Source organism: Mesorhizobium sp. CNPSo 4661 (genome assembly GCF_057784215.1).
This window is the reverse complement of record NZ_JBWGIO010000013.1, coordinates 186,296-204,011: the sequence shown is the minus strand read 5'-3', so window position 1 is coordinate 204,011 and position 17,716 is coordinate 186,296. Positions and strand designations below refer to the sequence as shown.

General features: G+C 64.7%; 19 protein-coding genes. 8 read left to right on the top strand and 11 right to left on the bottom strand.

Annotation, left to right across the window (positions count from 1 at the left end):
- The first annotated feature begins 161 nt into the window (after positions 1–161).
- The 3 genes from AC0YKC_RS21175 (at position 162) to AC0YKC_RS21165 (ending at position 3,468) form a co-directional block, all read left to right on the top strand.
- Positions 162–1,031: a carbohydrate ABC transporter permease gene (locus tag AC0YKC_RS21175; protein WP_488512444.1), complete on the top strand. Its 870-nt coding sequence runs from the start codon at positions 162–164 to the stop codon at positions 1,029–1,031.
- Between the two features lie 11 nt (positions 1,032–1,042).
- Entirely contained in the window at positions 1,043–1,867 is an 825-nt protein-coding gene (locus AC0YKC_RS21170) for a carbohydrate ABC transporter permease (protein WP_488512443.1), read from the top strand.
- An 80-nt stretch (positions 1,868–1,947) separates the two neighbouring features.
- On the top strand, positions 1,948–3,468 hold the full coding sequence (locus AC0YKC_RS21165) for a M81 family metallopeptidase (RefSeq protein WP_488512410.1): 1,521 nt from the start codon (positions 1,948–1,950) through the stop codon (positions 3,466–3,468).
- A 111-nt stretch (positions 3,469–3,579) separates the two neighbouring features.
- On the opposite strand, the gene AC0YKC_RS21160 is transcribed toward AC0YKC_RS21165, so the two are convergent.
- The 7 genes from AC0YKC_RS21160 to AC0YKC_RS21130 all read right to left on the bottom strand — a co-directional run bounded on the left by AC0YKC_RS21160 (position 3,580) and on the right by AC0YKC_RS21130 (position 9,042).
- Positions 3,580–5,634, bottom strand: coding sequence for a M3 family metallopeptidase (locus tag AC0YKC_RS21160; protein ID WP_488512442.1), 2,055 nt, complete (start codon positions 5,632–5,634; stop codon positions 3,580–3,582).
- Positions 5,635–5,731: 97 nt separating this feature from the next.
- Positions 5,732–5,854, bottom strand: a complete 123-nt coding sequence (locus AC0YKC_RS21155; protein ID WP_488512409.1) for a hypothetical protein — start codon at positions 5,852–5,854, stop codon at positions 5,732–5,734.
- Complete coding sequence (locus AC0YKC_RS21150) at positions 5,815–6,147, bottom strand: hypothetical protein (RefSeq protein WP_488512408.1); 333 nt, start codon at positions 6,145–6,147, stop codon at positions 5,815–5,817. The genes AC0YKC_RS21155 and AC0YKC_RS21150 overlap by 40 nt, the downstream gene beginning before the upstream one ends.
- A gap of 10 nt (positions 6,148–6,157) precedes the next feature.
- Positions 6,158–6,799 (bottom strand): carbonic anhydrase, encoded by a 642-nt coding sequence (locus AC0YKC_RS21145; RefSeq protein WP_320297514.1) that lies wholly within the window; start codon positions 6,797–6,799, stop codon positions 6,158–6,160.
- Between the two features lie 248 nt (positions 6,800–7,047).
- On the bottom strand, positions 7,048–7,806 hold the full coding sequence (locus AC0YKC_RS21140; RefSeq protein WP_488512407.1) for a DUF429 domain-containing protein: 759 nt from the start codon (positions 7,804–7,806) through the stop codon (positions 7,048–7,050).
- Between the two features lie 87 nt (positions 7,807–7,893).
- Complete coding sequence (pdxY, locus tag AC0YKC_RS21135; protein WP_488512406.1) at positions 7,894–8,778, bottom strand: pyridoxal kinase PdxY; 885 nt, start codon at positions 8,776–8,778, stop codon at positions 7,894–7,896.
- A gap of 12 nt (positions 8,779–8,790) precedes the next feature.
- Positions 8,791–9,042, bottom strand: coding sequence for a hypothetical protein (locus tag AC0YKC_RS21130; protein WP_488512405.1), 252 nt, complete (start codon positions 9,040–9,042; stop codon positions 8,791–8,793).
- Between the two features lie 152 nt (positions 9,043–9,194).
- On the opposite strand from AC0YKC_RS21130, the gene AC0YKC_RS21125 reads away from it, so the two are divergent.
- The 5 genes from AC0YKC_RS21125 to ppa all read left to right on the top strand — a co-directional run bounded on the left by AC0YKC_RS21125 (position 9,195) and on the right by ppa (position 13,104).
- On the top strand, positions 9,195–9,842 hold the full coding sequence (locus AC0YKC_RS21125) for a LemA family protein (protein ID WP_488512404.1): 648 nt from the start codon (positions 9,195–9,197) through the stop codon (positions 9,840–9,842).
- Between the two features lie 168 nt (positions 9,843–10,010).
- A complete protein-coding gene (locus AC0YKC_RS21120) occupies positions 10,011–10,868 on the top strand; it encodes a TPM domain-containing protein (RefSeq protein ID WP_488512403.1) in 858 nt (285 codons plus the stop codon).
- Between the two features lie 6 nt (positions 10,869–10,874).
- Complete coding sequence (locus AC0YKC_RS21115) at positions 10,875–11,513, top strand: TPM domain-containing protein (RefSeq protein WP_488512402.1); 639 nt, start codon at positions 10,875–10,877, stop codon at positions 11,511–11,513.
- 424 nt (positions 11,514–11,937) lie between these two features.
- A complete protein-coding gene (locus AC0YKC_RS21110; RefSeq protein ID WP_040991512.1) occupies positions 11,938–12,447 on the top strand; it encodes a GNAT family N-acetyltransferase in 510 nt (169 codons plus the stop codon).
- 123 nt (positions 12,448–12,570) lie between these two features.
- On the top strand, positions 12,571–13,104 hold the full coding sequence (gene ppa / locus AC0YKC_RS21105; protein WP_320297507.1) for an inorganic diphosphatase: 534 nt from the start codon (positions 12,571–12,573) through the stop codon (positions 13,102–13,104).
- Positions 13,105–13,106: 2 nt separating this feature from the next.
- Here the strand turns inward: ppa and AC0YKC_RS21100 are convergent, their stop codons facing one another.
- Genes AC0YKC_RS21100 through AC0YKC_RS21085 form a run of 4 tightly spaced genes read right to left on the bottom strand, consistent with a single transcriptional unit; the run spans position 13,107 to position 17,562 of the window.
- The gene (locus AC0YKC_RS21100; RefSeq protein WP_434724466.1) at positions 13,107–14,054 is read right to left on the bottom strand and encodes an ABC transporter permease; all 948 of its coding nucleotides are present in this window, start codon (positions 14,052–14,054) and stop codon (positions 13,107–13,109) included.
- A gap of 3 nt (positions 14,055–14,057) precedes the next feature.
- Positions 14,058–15,035, bottom strand: coding sequence for an ABC transporter permease (locus AC0YKC_RS21095; RefSeq protein ID WP_488512401.1), 978 nt, complete (start codon positions 15,033–15,035; stop codon positions 14,058–14,060).
- A gap of 1 nt (position 15,036) precedes the next feature.
- A complete protein-coding gene (locus tag AC0YKC_RS21090; RefSeq protein ID WP_434724468.1) occupies positions 15,037–16,500 on the bottom strand; it encodes a sugar ABC transporter ATP-binding protein in 1,464 nt (487 codons plus the stop codon).
- Between the two features lie 45 nt (positions 16,501–16,545).
- Positions 16,546–17,562 (bottom strand): ABC transporter substrate-binding protein, encoded by a 1,017-nt coding sequence (locus AC0YKC_RS21085; protein WP_320297503.1) that lies wholly within the window; start codon positions 17,560–17,562, stop codon positions 16,546–16,548.
- Positions 17,563–17,716 lie beyond the last annotated feature (154 nt).

Below are 17,716 nucleotides of genomic sequence, written 5' to 3'. Positions count from 1 at the left end.
TCCACCCCGTCGGGGCGCGCCACATCTTTCCCGATACCCGCAATCCGGAACGCGCGTGGCTATTCCGCGCCGGGCAAGCCGCAGCCGGATTGAGCCAAGCCGGCAAATCGGCGAAATTCATCCGCAAGTCCTATCCATCGCAACACGGTGCCATCCAGCCGATGCAAAGCCGGATCCTGCCTTACCTGCTGACGCTGCCCAGCCTGCTCCTGGCTGCGGTGGTGATCTTCTGGCCGGTCTGGGATCTTGTGCAGATCTCGACGCATGACGTGAACCGCTTTGGCCAGCTGCGCGATTTCAGTGGCCTGGCCAATTTCTGGGCGCTCGCCGTCGATCCCGATTTCGTCGCAGCACTTTGGCGCACCGGCCTATGGACCGTGCTGGTGGTCGGCGGCGCGCTGCTCTTGTCTATCCCGGTAGCAATCATCCTCAACACCGACTTCTACGGCCGCGGCATCGCCCGCGTCATCATCATGCTGCCCTGGGCAGTGTCACTGACCATGACGGCGGTGGTCTGGCGCTGGGCTCTCAACGGCGAAAGCGGCATGCTGAATTCGGCGCTGATGAAGCTCGGCCTGATCAGCCAGAACATCCAGTGGCTGGCGAGCGCCGGGACCGCCTTCCCGATGCAGGTTCTGATCGGCATATTGGTGACGGTGCCGTTCACCACCACGATCTTCCTCGGCGGCCTGTCCTCGATCCCGGACGATCTCTATGAAGCCGCTGCGCTCGAGGGCGCCACGCATTTCCAGCAGTTCCGCGAGATCACCTTTCCGCTGTTGAAGCCCTTCATCAACATCGCGATCGTGCTCAACACCATCTATGTCTTCAACTCCTTCCCGATCATCTGGGTGATGACTCAAGGGGGGCCGGCGAACTCGACCGACATACTGGTGACCCATCTCTACAAGCTCGCCTTCCGCATCGGCAAACTGGGCGAGGCTTCCGCCGTGTCGCTGGTGATGTTCGCCATCCTGCTTGTCTTCACCATGATCTATGTGCGACTGGCCATGCGGGAGCAGCGGGCATGACGAGTACGCTTATGACGGGCAGGCTCAAACGCACCATCATCGCCTGGCTGCTGCTGGCTCCATTGATCGTGGTGACGATCTTCCCCTTCGCCGTGATGTTCCTCACCGCCGTCAAGCCGCGCACCGAGGTGTTGACGCCCACCTGGTGGCCGAGCGAATTCCGCTGGTCGAATTTCGCCGACATGTGGGTGGCCACCGGCTTCGGCCAGGCGCTCACCAATTCGCTCTATGTCTCGGCGCTGGCGACAATCGGCGCCATCCTGATCTCGGTGCCGGCGGCCTATGCGATGTCGCGCTTTCGTTTTGCCGGCTATGGGGCATTCCGCCAGTTCCTGCTGATCTCGCAGATGATCTCGCCGATCGTGCTGGTGCTCGGCCTGTTCAGGCTGATGGCCGCCTGGGGGCTGGTCGAGAGCACCACCGCGCTCGGCTTCATCTACATGGCCTTCAACGTCGCCTTCACGGTGTGGATGCTGCAGAGCTATTTCGACACCATTCCGCGCGACCTCGAGGAAGCCGCCTGGATGGAAGGCGCCGGCCGCTGGCTGACGCTGCGCAAGGTGTTCCTGCCGCTCTGCCTGCCGGCGATTGCCGTGACGGCGATCTTCACCTTCATCAACGCCTGGAACGAATTCGTGGTCGCGCTCACCATGCTGCGCAGCCAGGAAAGCTACACGCTGCCGATCCAGGTCTTTTCCCTCGTCGCCGGCCGCTACACGATCGAGTGGCACCACGTCATGGCGGCCACGCTGCTGGCGACGCTGCCGGTGGCGATCCTCTTCATCTGGCTGCAGCGCTATCTCGTCAGGGGCCTTGCGCTTGGGGCCGTTAAATAGCAATCCCAGCAATTCCAGGAAAAGTGTGCCGCGGTTTTCCGTCCGGAATTGCGAAAAATAAAAGCCCTTACGGAGCGTTCATGCGCATCTTCACCGCCTCGCTGGCGACGGAAACCAACACCTTCTCGCCGGTGCCGACCGACCGGGCCTCGTTCGAGATGGCCTTCTATGCCGGCCCGGGAAAACATCCGGAGACGCCGACGCTTTGCTCCTCGCCGATCGTGGCTTTGCGCAAGCGTGCGGACAAGGAAGGGCTAACGGTTATCGAAGGCACCGCCACCTGGGCGGAGCCCGGCGGTCTGGTGCAGCGCCAGACCTACGAGGCGTTGCGCGATGAGATCCTCGACCAGCTCAAGGCCGCCTTGCCGGTCGATGCGGTGATCCTCGGCCTGCACGGCGCCATGGTGGCGCAAGGCTATGACGATTGCGAAGGCGACCTGCTGGAGCGTGTGCGTGCCATCGTCGGGCCGAAAGTGGTGATCGCCTCGGAGTTCGATCCGCACAGCCATTTGACGCCGAAGCGCGTCGCGGCTTGCGATGTCATGGCCTATTTCCTCGAATTCCCGCACACCGATTTCTACGAGCGCGGCGAGCATGTCGTCGAGCTCGGCCTTGCCGCGGCGCGGGGCGAGATCAAGCCGGTGATCTCGACCTTCGACTGCCGCATGATCCAGGTGCTGCCGACCAGCCGCGAGCCGATGCGTTCCTTCGTCGACAGGATCAAGGCGCTGCACGGCAAGGATGGCGTGCTGTCGGTCTCGGTCATCCATGGCTTCATGGCCGCCGACGTGCCCGAAATGGGCACGCGCATCCTCGTCGTCACCGACAACGACAAGGCGAAAGGCGACAAGCTCGCCGAAACGCTGGGGCGCGAGCTTTACGCTTTGCGCGAAAAGACCGCGATGACGATGCTGTCCGCCTCAGCCGGTATCGAACAGGCGCTTGCCGTGCGCGCCAAGCGCCAGGACAAGCCGGCGGTGATCGCCGACATCTGGGACAATCCGGGCGGCGGCGTGCCGGGCGACGGCACCATCGTGCTGCGCGAGCTGCTTTCGCGTGGCGTGCGCAATGTCGGCGTGGCCACGATCTGGGATCCGATCGCGGTGACCTTCTGCCATGCGGCCGGCGAAGGCGCCGTCATCGACCTGCGCTTCGGCGGCAAGGCCGGCCCCCAGGCTGGCGAGCCGATCGACGCGCGCGTCACGGTGCTGAAGGCGGTCGACGAAGGCTGGCAAAGTTTCGGCCCGAGCCGGGTGACGCTGGGGCCATCGGCGGTGGTGCGCATCGAAGGCACCGAAGTCGATGTCATCTTGAACACCAACCGCACCCAGACCTTCGAGCCGGATATCTTCTCCAACATCGGCATCGATCCGCTGTCGAAAGACATCCTCCTGATCAAATCGACCAACCATTTCTACGCCGGCTTCGAACCGATCGCCGCCGAGATCATCTATGTCGCGGCGCCGAGTTCCTATCCAAGCAATCCGGCTGTGACGGATTATCGCAAGCTCAACCGGCCGGTCTGGCCGAGGGTGGCTGACCCGTGGCGCGCCTCCCCTTCTCCCCTTGTGGGAGAAGGTGTCGCCGAAGGCGACGGATGAGGGGTGCTCCAGCGGAGTGAGGCGCTGGCGTTCCCTGGAACACCCCTCATCCGTCTCGGCGCTGCGCGCCGATCCACCTTCTCCCACAAGGGGAGAAGGGAGAAGGCCGCGCTACACCAGCCCCCGCTTCACCATCATCGCCTCGGGCGAGGGCATCTTGCCCCGGAACGCCGTGTACAGCTCCTCCGGATCCTTGGACCCACCCGCGGCGTAGATGTTTTTGCGCAGCCGCTCGGCCAGCTCGGGATTGAAGGCATCGCCCGTCTCCTCGAAGGCCGAGAAGGCGTCGGCGTCGAGCACTTCCGACCACATGTAAGAATAATAGCCGGCTGAATAACCGTCGCCGGCGAAGACATGGCCGAAATGCGGGGTGCGGTGACGCATCGCGATCGTATCGGGCATATGCAGCTTTTCGAGCGTCTCGGCTTCGTAGCGCAGCGGCTCGGCCGGCGCGTCCGGTCGCGCGTGATAGGCCATGTCGATCAGCGCCGAGGCGGTGAACTCGACCGTGGCGAAGCCGGCGCCGAAGGTGCGGGCGGCGAGCATCTTGTCGAGCAGCGCCTTCGGCATCGGCTTGCCGGTCTTGACGTGCAGCGCGTGCTTTTCCAGCACCGACGGCACCGTCAGCCAATGCTCGTAAAGCTGCGAGGGCAGTTCGACGAAGTCGCGGCTGACCGAGGTGCCGGAAACCGACGGCCAGGTCACGTCGGTCAGCATGCCGTGCAGGGCGTGGCCGAACTCGTGGAACAGCGTCTTCGCCTCGTCGACCGACAGAAGCGCCGCCTCGCCGGCCGGCGGCTTGGCGAAATTCATGATGTTGTAGATGACCGGCGTGGCGCCGTTGCCCAATTTGTAGCCGGACCGCAGCGCGCTCATCCAGGCGCCGGAGCGCTTGGAAGGCCGCGCGAAATAATCGGCCAGGAACAGGCCGCGTTCGCTGCCGTCGGCGTTCTTCACCACGAACGCGCGGGCATCTGGATGCCAAACCGTGATGCCCTTCTTCTCCTCGAAGGTGATGCCGAACAATTTCGTGGCGACGTCGAAACAGGCGTCGATGACACGTTCGAGCTGCAGATAGGGCTTCAGCTCCGCCTCGTCGAAGGCGAATTTCTCGGCGCGCAGCTTCTCCTGGTAGAAGCGCCAGTCCCAGGCCGCGAATTTCTCGTTGCTGCCGGCTTCGGTCGCCAGCCGCTCCAGCTCCTTCTGGTCGGCGGCGGCCTTCTCCAGCGCCTTTTCCCAGACCGGATCGAGCAGGTCGTGCACGGCCTTGGGCGTCTTGGCCATGGTGTCGTCGAGCTTCAGCGCCGCGAAGGAGCCGTAGCCAAGCAGCTTCGCCTTCTCGGCGCGAAGCTTCAGCATGTCGCGCACCACATCGGTGTTGTCGGAGGCGCCGCCGTTCTGGCCGCGCATGATGAAGGCGCGGAAGGCCGTCTCGCGCAGGTCGCGACGCTCGGAGAAGGTCGAGAACGGCTCGTAGATCGAGCGTGACAACGTCACCGCGTAGCGGCCCTTCTGCCCCCGCATCTCGGCGGCTTCGGCCATGGCGCTCTTCAAAAAGTCCGGCAGGCCGGCGAGATCGGCCTCGTCAAGGAACAGCGCCCAGTCGCGCTCGTCGGCGAGCACATTCTGGCCGAATTTGGTGCCGAGCGAGGAGAGCTCCTCATTGATGGCCGCGAGCCGCTTCTTGCCTTCGGCATCCAGTTTCGCGCCCGAGCGGACAAAGCCCTTCCAGGTCTTTTCCAGCACGCGCAGCGTCTCGGGATCGAGCTTGAGGCTGTCGCGCCGCTGATAGAGGTCGTCGATGCGGGCAAACAGCTCCTCGTTCATCGAGATCGCCGAGAAATGCCGCGACATCTTTGGCGAGATGTCGCGCTCCATCGCCTGGATCGTGTCGTTGGTGTGGGCGCCGGCCCGGCACCAGAAGATCGAGGACACGTGGTCGAGCGCCTCGCCGGCGAGCTCCAGCGCCGCCAGCGTGTTCTCGATGGTCGGCGCCTCGCTGTTGCCGGCGATCGTGTCGATCTCGGCCCGGTGCGCCGCGAGCGCCGCGTCGAAGACCGGGCCGAACTCATCGTCGCCGATGCGAGAGAAATCCGGCAGGCCGAGCGGCCCTTGCCAGACGGTCAGCGGATGGGCGGCGAGGTCGACGGTTTTTGACATGGGCAGATCCAACTGGGGAGTTCGGTGAATTGAGAAGGCGGGGTTGCCCCGGATGTAGGGCGATGCCGCGCATCGCGCAACTCGGGCCGCCCCCGAATATATTTCAGTAGGCGCTGCAGTCCTGCGCGACCGCCGTCTGGGTGCTGGCGGCGATGCGGCCGCCGGCGACGGTGAAGGTCTCGCGCATCAGCGCGTCGTTGCTGGGGAAGTCGTAGCAGGCAAGCACCCTGTTTCACCGTTCTCGCTCTTTTCGATGCGATGGCGGATCACGGCGCCCGCGACCGCGCCCTGCCATTCGTCGATCGAGGCGATGAAATCCCGCTTGGTCTGGACGACGCCGATGTCGTCGAGGTTCAAGCGCACATTGTCGGCAAGCAGCTCGGAAAGTTCGGTGCGGTCGGCGACCAGCAGCGCCGAATACCAGCGGTCGATGATGGCGCCGTCATCGGCGCTGGCGCGAACGATCGTGGACGCCAGCAACGCCGCCGCGAGAAAGAACCGCCACCAGCTCCGGTGCATCGCCCCTCCGTTACAGCTCCGGCCTCTCGAAATCGCCGGTTTCCTTGTTCATCACCCAGAGCTCCCCGGACGAGATGTCGAACCAGGCGCCGTGCAGCGTGAGCCTGCCCTTGCCTTCAAGGATCGAAACGCAGGGAAAGGTCCGGAGATTGGCGATCGAGTAGCGGACGGAAATCCGCTCCAGGGCGGTCTGGCGCTCGGTTGCCGTCATCATCGTGCTGGCGGCCACGGTCTCGGCGGCCGGCGCGATCAGGCTCATCCATTTGCCAATGAAGTCGCCGGGCGACAGTGGCGCGGAGTTGGTGTCGAGCGCGGCGCGGATGCCGCCGCAGCGACCGTGGCCCATTACCACGATGTTTTTCACCTTGAGGCTCTGCACGGCGAATTCGAGCGCGGCCGAGGTCGAATGGAACTCACCGTCCGGCTCATAGGGCGGCACCAGATTGCCGACATTGCGCAGCACGAAGAGCTCGCCCGGCCCGGCGTCGAAGATTGCTTCAGGGGCGGAACGGGAATCGCAGCAGGCGACGATCATCGTTTCCGGCGCCTGGCCTTCCCGCGCCAGCGAGCGGTAGCGTCCGCTTTCGGCGGGATAGCGGCCGTTCATGAAGTTCCGATAACCGTTCAGCAGATGTTCGGGAAGATGGGGCATGGGCGGCTAGAGCCTTTCCGGGGTTGGAGACGGCAGCTCGTTGCGATCGAAAAAGGCTCTAACGGCAAAAGCCGGTCGCGGGCAATGCCGAATTGCGGATCGCCCGGTCGCAATCGCGATGCGACGAGAGCATGATGCCGAAAAGTGTGAAGCGGTTTCGGGCGACATCATGCTCTATCTCTTTGACGCAGAGCCGGGTGATTTCGGGTCGATTCGACCTGAAATCATCCGGCTCCAGCGTGGCTTGACTACGCCCAGATAGCGACCGGAATGCCGAACCGGTCGGTCAGCGGCGGATCGGGCGAAGGCCGCGCCTCCCCGCTGGCGATACGCCCGGCAATCAGCATCATGGCCGCGGCGTCGAGGAAGTCGTCGCTCGCCGCGCCTCGTGGCGGCGCCTGGTCGAGAAAGCGCCTGTCATAGCCACGCCGGCAAAGCAGCGCCTTGCGCTCCTCCATGCCGGCCGGGTTGACCGAGCCCTTGATCTTCTTCGGCAGGGCCATCGCCGTGCCGCCATTCAGCCGGCAGAACGCCACTTCCGGATGCGATTCGAAGATGCGGCCGCGCAAATCCGGCTTTGCGATCAGCAACGCGTCGATCTCGCGTATCTTCGAAAAGATCCCGAAGGCCTGGATGGAAACGCCGCGCGGCGGGTCGGAGGTCTCCATCGCCACGGCGCTTGCCAGCCGATGCGCCGCGTACCAGGCCTCGATCGTGGTGAAGTCGCTGGTATCGGCATAGAGCGCCGCCCGCGAGGGAATGGCGAAGACACTCGATTGCCGCGCGCCGAGCAGCGGTCGCACCAGCGCCTCCGGTCCACGCCCGCCTCTGCTCGAAAAATCCGGCAGGCCGATCGGCATGTCGACGGCAATCGTGGCATCGGGCAGCGCGTCGAGCAGCGCCTGGAAGCTCGGGAAGACCGAGACCGATGGCGGCTTGTCCAGTTTGCGATGGACGGCGATCCAGCCGGCCTTGCAGCCGTCGACGCCTGCGAGAGCGGGATGCAAATTAGTAGACGTTAGCATCCCGCTCTGTCTGTTTGCTTAGCCGCATTTCCGCGACGCCAAAATCCATTTGGCTGCAAAATGCTCGGCTCACGCCCGCTTGTCCCGCCCGGGATGCAGGAGATGGCGCAGTTGCACCATGGCCATCGGGTGCGACAGGCTCTGCGCATCCGTTTCGAGCTGCAGCTCGTCGCCGCCGCGCTTGGCGGTGCGGGCGAGGATTTCATAGACGGCGGCGGTGGTCGATTGCAGCGCCTTGACCGGCGCCTGGCCGGAGAGAACGCGCGCCAGATAGACGGCGGCCGTCAGGTCGCCCAGCCCATTCGGCGGCTTCTCGATCACACGGTGCTCGGCAAGCAGCGCCTGGCTGCCGTCGAGCAGGAAGTTGCCGATGCCGCCCGTCATCATTGCGGGCGCCGAGGTCACCAGCATGGTCGAAGGGCCGGCGTGAAGCGCCGCTGCCGTCACCGCCTTGATGTCGGGCAGCGGCGCGCCCGCCATCCATTCCAGCTCATAGCGGTTCGGCGTCGCGATATCGGCGATCGGCATCAATTTGTCGCGCATGGCAACTGCCGTCGGTTCCGGCACGTAGAGCCCGCCGGAATCGCCCATCACCGGGTCGCAGATGTAAAGCGCGTTCGGCGTCCTTTCCTTGACCGCGGCGACCAGCGAGGCGACCGCCTCCGCCTGACCGGCTTCGCCGAGATAGCCCGACAGCACGGCCCGGACCTCGCCCAGCCAGGGCGCTCGCTCGAGATCGGCCATCAGCGCCTTGAACTGGTCGAGCGGTGGCACGATGCGCGTGGCCCGGCTGTGGCCAGGATGCCAGGGCAGGATGACGGTGGGCACCGCCCAGACCGGGAAACCCAGCGTCTCCAGCGCGAAGACGGCGGCGCGGTTGCCGACCGAGCCGCGGGCGACATGGCTGGAGATGACGATGACCGCGCGCGGCGCGTCGGTTTTTTCTGCGCTCATGAAATTCGGTTCCTAACCGCCAAGCGTGGCGGCATACACCAGCCAGGCCAATAGCCCAATGGCAATGACGAAGCCGAGCGTTCGGCCAATGCGGGTTCCCCAGTATTCGATGGGATCGGTGCGGTCGGCGTCGGCGGCGGTGACACGGTCGCGCGCATCCTTCGCCGTGCGGACGATGAACGACGCGCCGCCCGGCGCCGTCTCACGCGCCACGCGTTCGAGGATGCGGCGCGATTCGGCCTCGTCGTCCCGGCGCTCGGCCATGGCAATTGCCCTTTCCTGCCCGGACCTTAGCCTGTTCGCGCTTCTATTCACAGTGGCTCGCGGCCGAGCCGGAGCAGCGTCATCAGCCGGACATTTTCTTACGCGTGGATTGTGGTAATGCTTCGCCTGCAACTTCTATCGAGGGACCAATCATGATCATCGAGCGCCTCTCACTGCCCTCCCCCTTCCGCAGCCTGCCCGCCTTCCTGATGATGGCTTTCGTGCTGCCGCTGCTTGCCGGCTGCGGCTACAACACCATTCCGACCGCGGAAGAGAACGCCCATGCGGCCTGGAGCGAGGTGCTCAACCAGTATCAGCGCCGCTCCGACCTGATCCCCAACCTGGTCGAGACGGTGAAGGGCTACGCCTCGCATGAGAAGGATACGCTCGACGCGGTCGTGGAGGCGCGCGCCAAGGCAACGCAGATCACGGTGACGCCGGACACGCTGAAGGATCCCGAAGCGCTGAAGAAGTTCCAGGATGCCCAGGCCGGGCTGACCAGCGCGCTGTCGCGGCTGATCGCGGTGTCGGAAGCCTATCCCGACCTCAAGGCCAACCAGAACTTCCTCGCGCTGCAGGCGCAGCTCGAAGGCACCGAGAACCGCATCGCCGTTGCGCGCCGCGACTACATCCAGGCGGTCAGGGACTACAATCTGACGCTGAAGACCTTCCCGTCCGTGCTGTGGGCGACCTTCTGGTTCCGCGGCAACGAGCCCTTCGCGAACTTCACGGTCGATGAGGACAAGATGCAGGTGCCGAAGGTCGATTTCGGCACGAGCACCACGAAGCAGGGCGGCTGAGCCTCGGCTGAAATTTAATCGAGCCCATCAGCGTTGCGTTCCTTCGCCCCCCTCTCTGTCCTGCCGGACATCTCCCCCTCTAGGGGGGAGATTGGCAGTTCCGCCGACGGCGCACACCCTGCGACGCTGACGATTGGCGAAGGCCAAGGTGCCGTCCAATCTCCCCCCTTGAGGGGGAGATGTCCGGCAGGACAGAGGGGGGCGCCTCGCGCTAACCTCTCCTTCGTTGGCATTTTGCTGAGCGTCTTCTGCCTTCTCCTCCTCCCCCTCACCGCCCTCGCCGCCGACCTTCCCGCGCTGACCGGCCGCGTCGTCGACAATGCCGGCATCATCGATGCCGGCACGCGCGCGGCGCTGACTCAAAAGCTCGCGGACTTCGAAACCAAAGGCTCCGACCAGATCGTCGTCGCCACCATACCCAGCCTCGGCGGCGAGGAGATCGAGCCTTACGCCAACCGGCTGTTCCGCTTCTGGAAGCTCGGCCAGGCCAAGGAAAACAACGGCGTGCTGCTGCTCGTTGCGCCCAACGACCGCAAGATGCGCATCGAGGTCGGCTACGGGCTGGAAGGCACGCTGACCGACCTGCACACCAAGCTGATCATCGAGAACGACATGGTGCCGGCCTTCCGCGCCGGCGACTTCTCCGGCGGCATCACCAAGGCCGTCGACGACATGATCATGGTGCTGGAGGGCAACCCGGAGGAGTTGGAGGCGCGCGGCAAGCGCAACGAGCAGGCGCCGTTCAACTCCGACGATCTGTTCTTCGCCATCTTCATCACCATCTGGGCGCTGATCTTCTTCGGCGGCATCGCGATGACGGTGCTGCCGCCGATCTTCGGCCAGAAGATCGGACCCGGCCGCTACCGCTGGCTCGGCATGACCTTCGAACCCGGCCGGCGATCCTCCTCGTCGAGTGGCGGCGGCTGGTCGTCGGGCGGCGGGGTCTGGTCCTCGGGAGGGAGCGGCGGCGGATTTTCCGGCGGCGGCGGCTCGTCCGGCGGCGGTGGCTCCTCGGGAAGCTGGTGAGGCATCATGGCAACGCGATCGATCAGCGCCGAGGACCATGACCGCATCGCCGAGGCGATCCGGACTGCCGAGCTGAAAACCGACGGCGAGATCTACTGCGTCGTCGCTCGGGCCAGCGACGGCTACTTCTTTCCGGCCGCGTTCACGGCGACGATCGGCCTCTTCGTCGCCAGCCTTGCCGTCGCCTATGGGCTGGAGGCCTGGTGGCTGTCTATCCGCGTGCCGCATTTCGTGCTGGCGCAAATGCTGGCGCTGGCCTCGATGCTCGCCTTGCTCTGGCTGTGGCCCACCTTGCGCATTTATTTCGTGCCGCGAAGGTTGCGCTATCAGGCCGCGCACGCCAATGCGATGAAGCAGTTCCTGGCGCGCAACGTCCACCGCACGCAGGCCCGGACCGGAGTGCTCATCTTCGTCTCGATCGCCGAGCGCTATGCCGAGGTCGTCGCGGATTCCGGCATCGATGCCAAGGTCGGCCAGCATGTCTGGGACGGCGTGGTGCGCGATCTCACGAAACATGCCGGCGACGACCGGCTGGCCGACGGCTTCGTCAAGGCCATCGGTACGGTCGGCGCGGTGCTCGCCGAGCATTTCCCGGTCACCGAAGGCGACACCAACGAACTCGACGATCATCTCGTCGAAATCTGACTAGTTCCCGCATTGGGATCTTGACCGGTCGGCTCTGTTGCGTCGGCAGGCGGCATGCCTTGGGGATTGGCCGAAACGCCCTTCGCGATCGTCATTCTAGGGCGGAGCAGGAGCGAAGCTCCGTCGCGAAGACCCTAGAATCCATGCCGTTACCTTCGCCAGAGCGTGCAACGGAGCAGAATTCTGCACCCCAGCAGCGCTTCCAGGTCACGGCATGGATTCTATGGTCTGCGCCGCGTCGTTTCGCTCCTTGCTCCGCCATAGAATGATGAGATTGGGATGGCTTCAATCAATCTCCGGCGTTTGCGCTGATTTCACGGAAATCAACGCCTTGTCCGCCTACGCCCTTCGGCTGTGCGAAAGCGTCGAAGGGCCATGGCTGACTCTTTGCAATCGGGCGATGCGGGTTTATGGTTAACCAATCATGAACACGCTGACGATCGATATCCGGAAGGCAGAGCCGCGCGACGCGAGCGCCATCGCTGAGGTGCACCAGCAGGCTTGGCGCGGCGCTTATTCCGGCATCATCCCGCACCGCACGCTGACCTCGATGATCAACCGTCGCGGCGTCGACTGGTGGGCCAACGCGATTCGCCGCGCGGCAACCGTGCTGGTGGTCGAGATCGGCGGAACGGTCGCCGGCTATGCCACGATCGGCAAGAACCGCGCCCGCGAGCTCCGCCAGCAGGGCGAGATCTATGAGCTCTATCTGCGTCCCGAATATCAGGGCATCGGGCTCGGCAGCCGGCTGTTCAAGGCGGCCAAGGCCCGTCTGGCCGACCACGGCCTGCGCGGCCTTGTGGTGTGGGCGCTGGAAGACAATCACAACGCCCTGGCCTTCTATGCCGGCAATGGCGGCCGCGATATCGCCGAGGGCGTCGAGGTCTTCGAGCAGAAGGCGCTTAAGAAAGTGGCTTTCGTCTGGAACGACTAGCGTCGCCTAGGTTACAGGCCATCACAAACTGTGCTCTTCCATTAGCGTCCCGCACTATTCGACGCATTGCACCATGACGCTTCGCCCGCTATCGGTCTTTTCAATCGAGAGAGGGATTTAGCCATGCGTATCGAAGCGATTGCCACCGGGAAGAACCCGCCTGACGACGTCAACGTCATCATCGAGGTGCCGATCGGCGGCGAGCCGATCAAATACGAGATGGACAAGGAGGCGGGCACGCTCTTCGTCGACCGCTTCCTGCACACCTCCATGCGCTATCCCGGCAATTACGGCTTCGTGCCGCACACGCTGTCGGGCGACGGCGATCCGATCGACGTTCTGGTCTGCAACACGCGCGCGCTGGTGCCGGGTTGCGTCATCAATGTGCGGCCGATCGGCGTCTTGATCATGGAAGACAATGCTGGCCAGGACGAGAAGGTGATCGCCGTTCCCTCGCCCAAGCTGACGCTGCGCTACGAGAACGTCACCGAATACACCCACCTGCCCGACATCACACGCCAGCAGGTGCAGCACTTCTTCGAGCACTACAAGGATCTCGAGCCCGGCAAATGGGTCAAGATCGAGGGCTGGCACGATTCCAAATACGCCAAGAAGATGATCGTCGACGCGATCGAGCGCGCCAAGGCCGCTAAATAGCGCTACCGAATAGCCTTCTCGCCGCCGGCCGCCGTGATCACGCCCACGATGATCAGCCCGGTCAGCACCAGCCGCACGCCGGCGCTGACGCCGAACGTGTTGAGCATGGTGAGCAAGAGCACCAGGAACAGGCCGGCGCCCCAGACGCCGGGCACGTTGGCCTTGCCGCCGGCGACCGAGGTGCCGCCGATGACCACGACCGCGATCGAGGCGAGCAGGTATTCGTTGCCGATATCGACATTGGCGCCGCGGAAATAGCCGGCAAGCAGCGCCCCGTCGATGCCGCCGAGCGCCCCGCACAGTGTGTAGGTGAGGAACCGGATGCGGCCGACATGGACGCCGGCAAGCCAGGCAGCGCGGATGTTCTGGCCGATCGCCAGCACCGAGCGGCCGTAGATCATGCGCTGCAGCGCAAGTGCGGCGCCGATGGTGAACACCACCGTCAGCATTGCCAGCACCGGAATGCCCAGCACCTGCCAGTTGGTGAAGTCGGCAAAGCCCGGCGGCGGCTTGATCTGCAGGCCGCGGCCATAGCTGATGTCGACCGACTGGATGATGAAGCTCGCCGACAGCGTCGCGATGATCGGCGGGATGCGCAGCGCCCAGATCAAAAGGTAGTTGATGGCGCCGATCGCCGCGCCGCAGGCGAGTGCTGCAAGCAGACCGACGACGATCATCGAATCGCTGCCGCCCATCACCTTCATGGCGACGGCACTGGCCAGCCCGATATTGGCCGGCAGCGACAGGTCGACATTGCCGGGCCCCAGCGTGATGACGAACATCTGGCCGACGCCGACGATGACGGTGAAGACGGCAAGCGAAAGCGCCGCCGTGACCATGCCGCCGGCGCCGTAGCCGCCGGTGAAGGCGATCGTCGCCAGCCAGACGACCAGCGCGCCGACGAAGGACCAGATCCAGGGTTTTTCAAGCAGCGTCCGCACGGATGTCATCGCTCACCGCTCCCTGCGGCTGATCAGTACCCGCGCCGCCAGCACGATGATCAGGATCGCGCCGTTGGCGGCCACCTGCCAGTCGGGCGGGATATGCATGAAGGTCAGGAGCGGCGAGGCGGCCAGCGCCAGCGTCAGCGCGCCGAGCACCGCACCGATCGGCGACACGCGCCCGCCGACGAACTCGCCGCCGCCCAGGATGACGCCGGCGATCGATAGCAGCGTGTAGCCATTGCCGATATTGGCGTCGGCCGAGGTGGTGATGCCGATCAGCGCCATGCCTGAAAGCACGCCAAACAGCCCGGTCAGCGCGAACAGCGCGATCTTGGTCCTGAGCAGCGACCAGCCGGCGCGCCTCAGCGCAGCGGCGTTGCCACCGGAACCGCGCAGGATCACGCCATAGGAGGTGCGCATCAGGCCGAAATGCACGACCGCGGCGATGATCAGCGCGGCAAGGATCGGGAACGGGATATAGGGCGGCTTGAAGGACATGATCGAAAGCAGCCAGTCCGGCGCCTTGCCGCCGGGCTTGGGCAGGACCAGGATCGCAAGCCCCTGCCAGACGAAGCTCATGCCGAGCGTCACCACGATGGACGGCAAATTGCGCAGGTGGATCAGCGCGCCGAGCAGCGCATAAACGCCGATCGAACCGATGAGCACGACAATGCCGAGGAGCGGCGCATCCCTCAGCCATGTCGCGGTAACGCAGCCGACGAAGCCGACGAAGGTCCCTATCGACAGGTCGAGCTCGTTGCCGGCGATGACGAACATCTGCGCGATCGTCGCCAGTGCGATCGGGATCGCCAGGTTGAGCATCAGGTTGAAGCCGAAATAGCTGATGGCGCGCGGGTTAAGCCAGGCAATCGCGATCAGCACCAATGCCAGCGACAAGGCCGGCAAGAGGCCGCGCAGCGTGCGCGCCCGGGCCGCGCTGCCGCGTGGCGAGGATTTCGGGAGCGTGCCGGGAGCGATCGCGGTCATCTCAGGCCGCATCGCCGAACGAGGACTGGATGATCTTTTCCTCCGTCAGCTCGTCGCGCCGCAGATTGGCGACGATGCGGCCGTTCTTGAAGACATAGACGTGGTCGCAATTGTCGAGCTCTTCGGTCTCGGTGGTGTACCAGAGAAAGGTGCGGCCCTTGGCGGCCTCCTCCCGCACGAGGTCGTAAACTTCGAGCTTGGTGCCGATGTCGACGCCGCGCATCGGGTCGTCCATCAGCACGATCTCGGCATCGGAACCGAGCGCGCGGGCGAACAGCGCCTTCTGCTGGTTGCCGCCCGACAGCGAGAAGATGTTGTTGTTCATATCCGGCGTGCGGATGCCTATCTTCTGCTTCCAGAACTCGGCGAGCTCGGCCTCGCGCTGCGGCGAGATCAGCAGTCCGTTGCGCAGCCGAGCCAGCGAACGGATACCGATGTTCTGCGCGATCGACCATTGCGGGAAGATGCCGTCCGACTGGCGGTCGCCGGCAACCAGCGCCACCGGTGCGGTCACCTCGATGCCGGCCCTGGCGCGGGCGGCGGCCGCGAAGATCGCCAGGAGCAGGTCCGTCTGGCCATGCCCGGCAAGGCCTGCGAGGCCGATGATCTCGCCGGCGCGGGCGACCAACTCCTTGTCGTCCTGCTGCCTGGCCGGGCGCGCGCGAACCCTCAGCGCGCCGCCCTCGGCCTTCCGGGTTTCGGCAACGGCCTTGTGATGTCCCTCGGCGCCGCCCATGGCGGCGACGAGCTTGTCGCGATCGAAGGCATTGGCGGCATCCGCCGCGACCACCTTGCCGTCGCGCATCACCACGATGCGGTCGGCGTTCTGCAGCACCTCGCCCAGCACATGCGAGATCAGGATGCAGCTGCCGCCGGCCGCCACGAAGCGACGTACGAATGACAGCAGCTGGCCCGCCGTGTGCGCATCAAGCGAGGAGGTCGGCTCGTCGAGGATCACCAGATGCAGCGGCTCGCGGGTCAGCGTGAAGGCGCGCGCCACCTCGACCATCTGCCGCCTGCCGATTGACAGGTCGCCGGCAATGTCGTCCGCCGAAATGCCGTGGTCCGGAAAGATCTCGTCGAGCTTGGCGCGGATGAGATCGGCGGCCTTGCGCCGCCAGCCGAAACCGGTGAGCGAGGGATGGTTGATGCGGGTGTTCTCGGCGATGCTGAGATTGGGGCAGAGCGACAGCTCCTGGAACACGCAGCGTATGCCGAGTTCGAGCGCGCGCGCCACCGAATAGCTTGCTTCCTGATTGCCGCGCACCGCGATCTGCCCGCCATCCGGCCGCAGCGTGCCGGCCACCATATGCATGAGCGTCGACTTGCCGGCGCCGTTGTGCCCGACCAGCCCGACGCATTCGCCGGCGCCGACATGGAAATCGACGCCGTTAAGCGCTCGAACGGCGCCGAAATGTTTTTCGGCGCCGTTCAGTCTGACGATGTCTGCAATAGCCTGGAGCATCCTCAACGATATCCGGTTGGCGATGCGGCTGGCAACGTCACGCCGCTACTGCTTGATGTTGGCCTTGATCGCCGCGATAGCCTCTTCCTGCGTGTATTCGTGGGTGGCGACGCCGCCTTCCTTGATTTTCGGCAGCGCGGCCTCGAAATCATCCTGGGTGAAGGCGAGATAGGGCACCAGGAGGTCGTGCGGGATGTCCTTGCGGCCGTCGAGCACCTGCTGCGCCACCCAAAAGGCCAGCGTCGACACGCCGGGCGCGATCGAGGCCGACCAGGTCTTGTAGCCGTCCTTCTCCTTCTGCTCCTTCCACCACTTCAGCTCGTCCTGCCGGTTGCCCATGATGATGGTCGGGCGCGGCTTGCCGGCGGCGGCGAAGGCCTGGGCCGCGCCATAGCCGTCACCGCCCTGGTCGACGATGCCGACGACGTCCGGCAGCGAAGGCAGGATGGTCGCCACCGCTTTCTGCGCGGTCGTCTGGTCCCAGTCGCCCGTCACCGAACCCACGATCTTGAACTCGGGATGGGCGGCGACGCCTTCGAGGATGCCGGCATGGATGGCATCGTCGATCGAGGTGCCTGCGAGACCGCGGATTTCCAGCAGGTTGCCGCCCTTGGGCTGGAACTTGGCCATCTGCTCGACTTCCTGCTTGCCCATGTCCTTGAAGTCGACGACGACGCGGTAGGCGCAAGGCTCGGTCACGATGCCGTCGAACGAGACCACAACGATACCGGCATCGCAGGCCTGCTTGATGGCGCCGTTCAGCGCATCCGGCGAAGCGGCGTTGATGACGATGGCGTCATAGCCCTGCAGGATCAGGTTCTGCACCTGGGCGGCCTGGGTCGGCACTTCCTTGTCGGCGGTGGTGAAGACGTCCGCCGCGGCGACGATCTTGTCCGCGACCGCTTTCTTGGTGACGATGCCGTAGCTGTCGAGCATCGCCTGGCGCCACGAATTGCCGGCATAATTGTTGGAGAAGGCGATCTTCTTGCCGCTGGTGTCGGCAAGCGCGGTGCCCGAGGCGAGCATCGCCGCGAATGCACTCAGTACGAGCAGTTTTTTCATGTCGGTTCCTCCCGAGGTTGCTGGTCTTGACGGATGGTCGTAACGCGAATTGCCTGTTTTTTATCTATTGTCAGACAAATTCAGAGGAACCGCAAGCTGTCAACTGCAAAGCATTGGCGCTGCCCGATCAACTTGCGGTGGGGCGATTGAAAAG

What these genes read in the sequence shown, in the direction of transcription:
- AC0YKC_RS21100 (WP_434724466.1), bottom strand. Translation starts at nt 14,054, where the DNA reads ATGACATCCGTGCGGACGCTGCTTGAAAAACCCTGGATCTGGTCCTTC.
- AC0YKC_RS21090 (WP_434724468.1), bottom strand. Translation starts at nt 16,500, where the DNA reads ATGCTCCAGGCTATTGCAGACATCGTCAGACTGAACGGCGCCGAAAAA.
- AC0YKC_RS21110 (WP_040991512.1), top strand. Translation starts at nt 11,938, where the DNA reads ATGAACACGCTGACGATCGATATCCGGAAGGCAGAGCCGCGCGACGCG.
- AC0YKC_RS21085 (WP_320297503.1), bottom strand. Translation starts at nt 17,562, where the DNA reads ATGAAAAAACTGCTCGTACTGAGTGCATTCGCGGCGATGCTCGCCTCG.
- AC0YKC_RS21150 (WP_488512408.1), bottom strand. Translation starts at nt 6,147, where the DNA reads ATGCACCGGAGCTGGTGGCGGTTCTTTCTCGCGGCGGCGTTGCTGGCG.
- AC0YKC_RS21170 (WP_488512443.1), top strand. Translation starts at nt 1,043, where the DNA reads ATGACGGGCAGGCTCAAACGCACCATCATCGCCTGGCTGCTGCTGGCT.
- AC0YKC_RS21095 (WP_488512401.1), bottom strand. Translation starts at nt 15,035, where the DNA reads ATGACCGCGATCGCTCCCGGCACGCTCCCGAAATCCTCGCCACGCGGC.
- AC0YKC_RS21125 (WP_488512404.1), top strand. Translation starts at nt 9,195, where the DNA reads ATGATCATCGAGCGCCTCTCACTGCCCTCCCCCTTCCGCAGCCTGCCC.
- pdxY (WP_488512406.1), bottom strand. Translation starts at nt 8,778, where the DNA reads ATGAGCGCAGAAAAAACCGACGCGCCGCGCGCGGTCATCGTCATCTCC.
- AC0YKC_RS21145 (WP_320297514.1), bottom strand. Translation starts at nt 6,799, where the DNA reads ATGCCCCATCTTCCCGAACATCTGCTGAACGGTTATCGGAACTTCATG.
- ppa (WP_320297507.1), top strand. Translation starts at nt 12,571, where the DNA reads ATGCGTATCGAAGCGATTGCCACCGGGAAGAACCCGCCTGACGACGTC.
- AC0YKC_RS21175 (WP_488512444.1), top strand. Translation starts at nt 162, where the DNA reads ATGCAAAGCCGGATCCTGCCTTACCTGCTGACGCTGCCCAGCCTGCTC.
- AC0YKC_RS21165 (WP_488512410.1), top strand. Translation starts at nt 1,948, where the DNA reads ATGCGCATCTTCACCGCCTCGCTGGCGACGGAAACCAACACCTTCTCG.
- AC0YKC_RS21130 (WP_488512405.1), bottom strand. Translation starts at nt 9,042, where the DNA reads ATGGCCGAGCGCCGGGACGACGAGGCCGAATCGCGCCGCATCCTCGAA.
- AC0YKC_RS21115 (WP_488512402.1), top strand. Translation starts at nt 10,875, where the DNA reads ATGGCAACGCGATCGATCAGCGCCGAGGACCATGACCGCATCGCCGAG.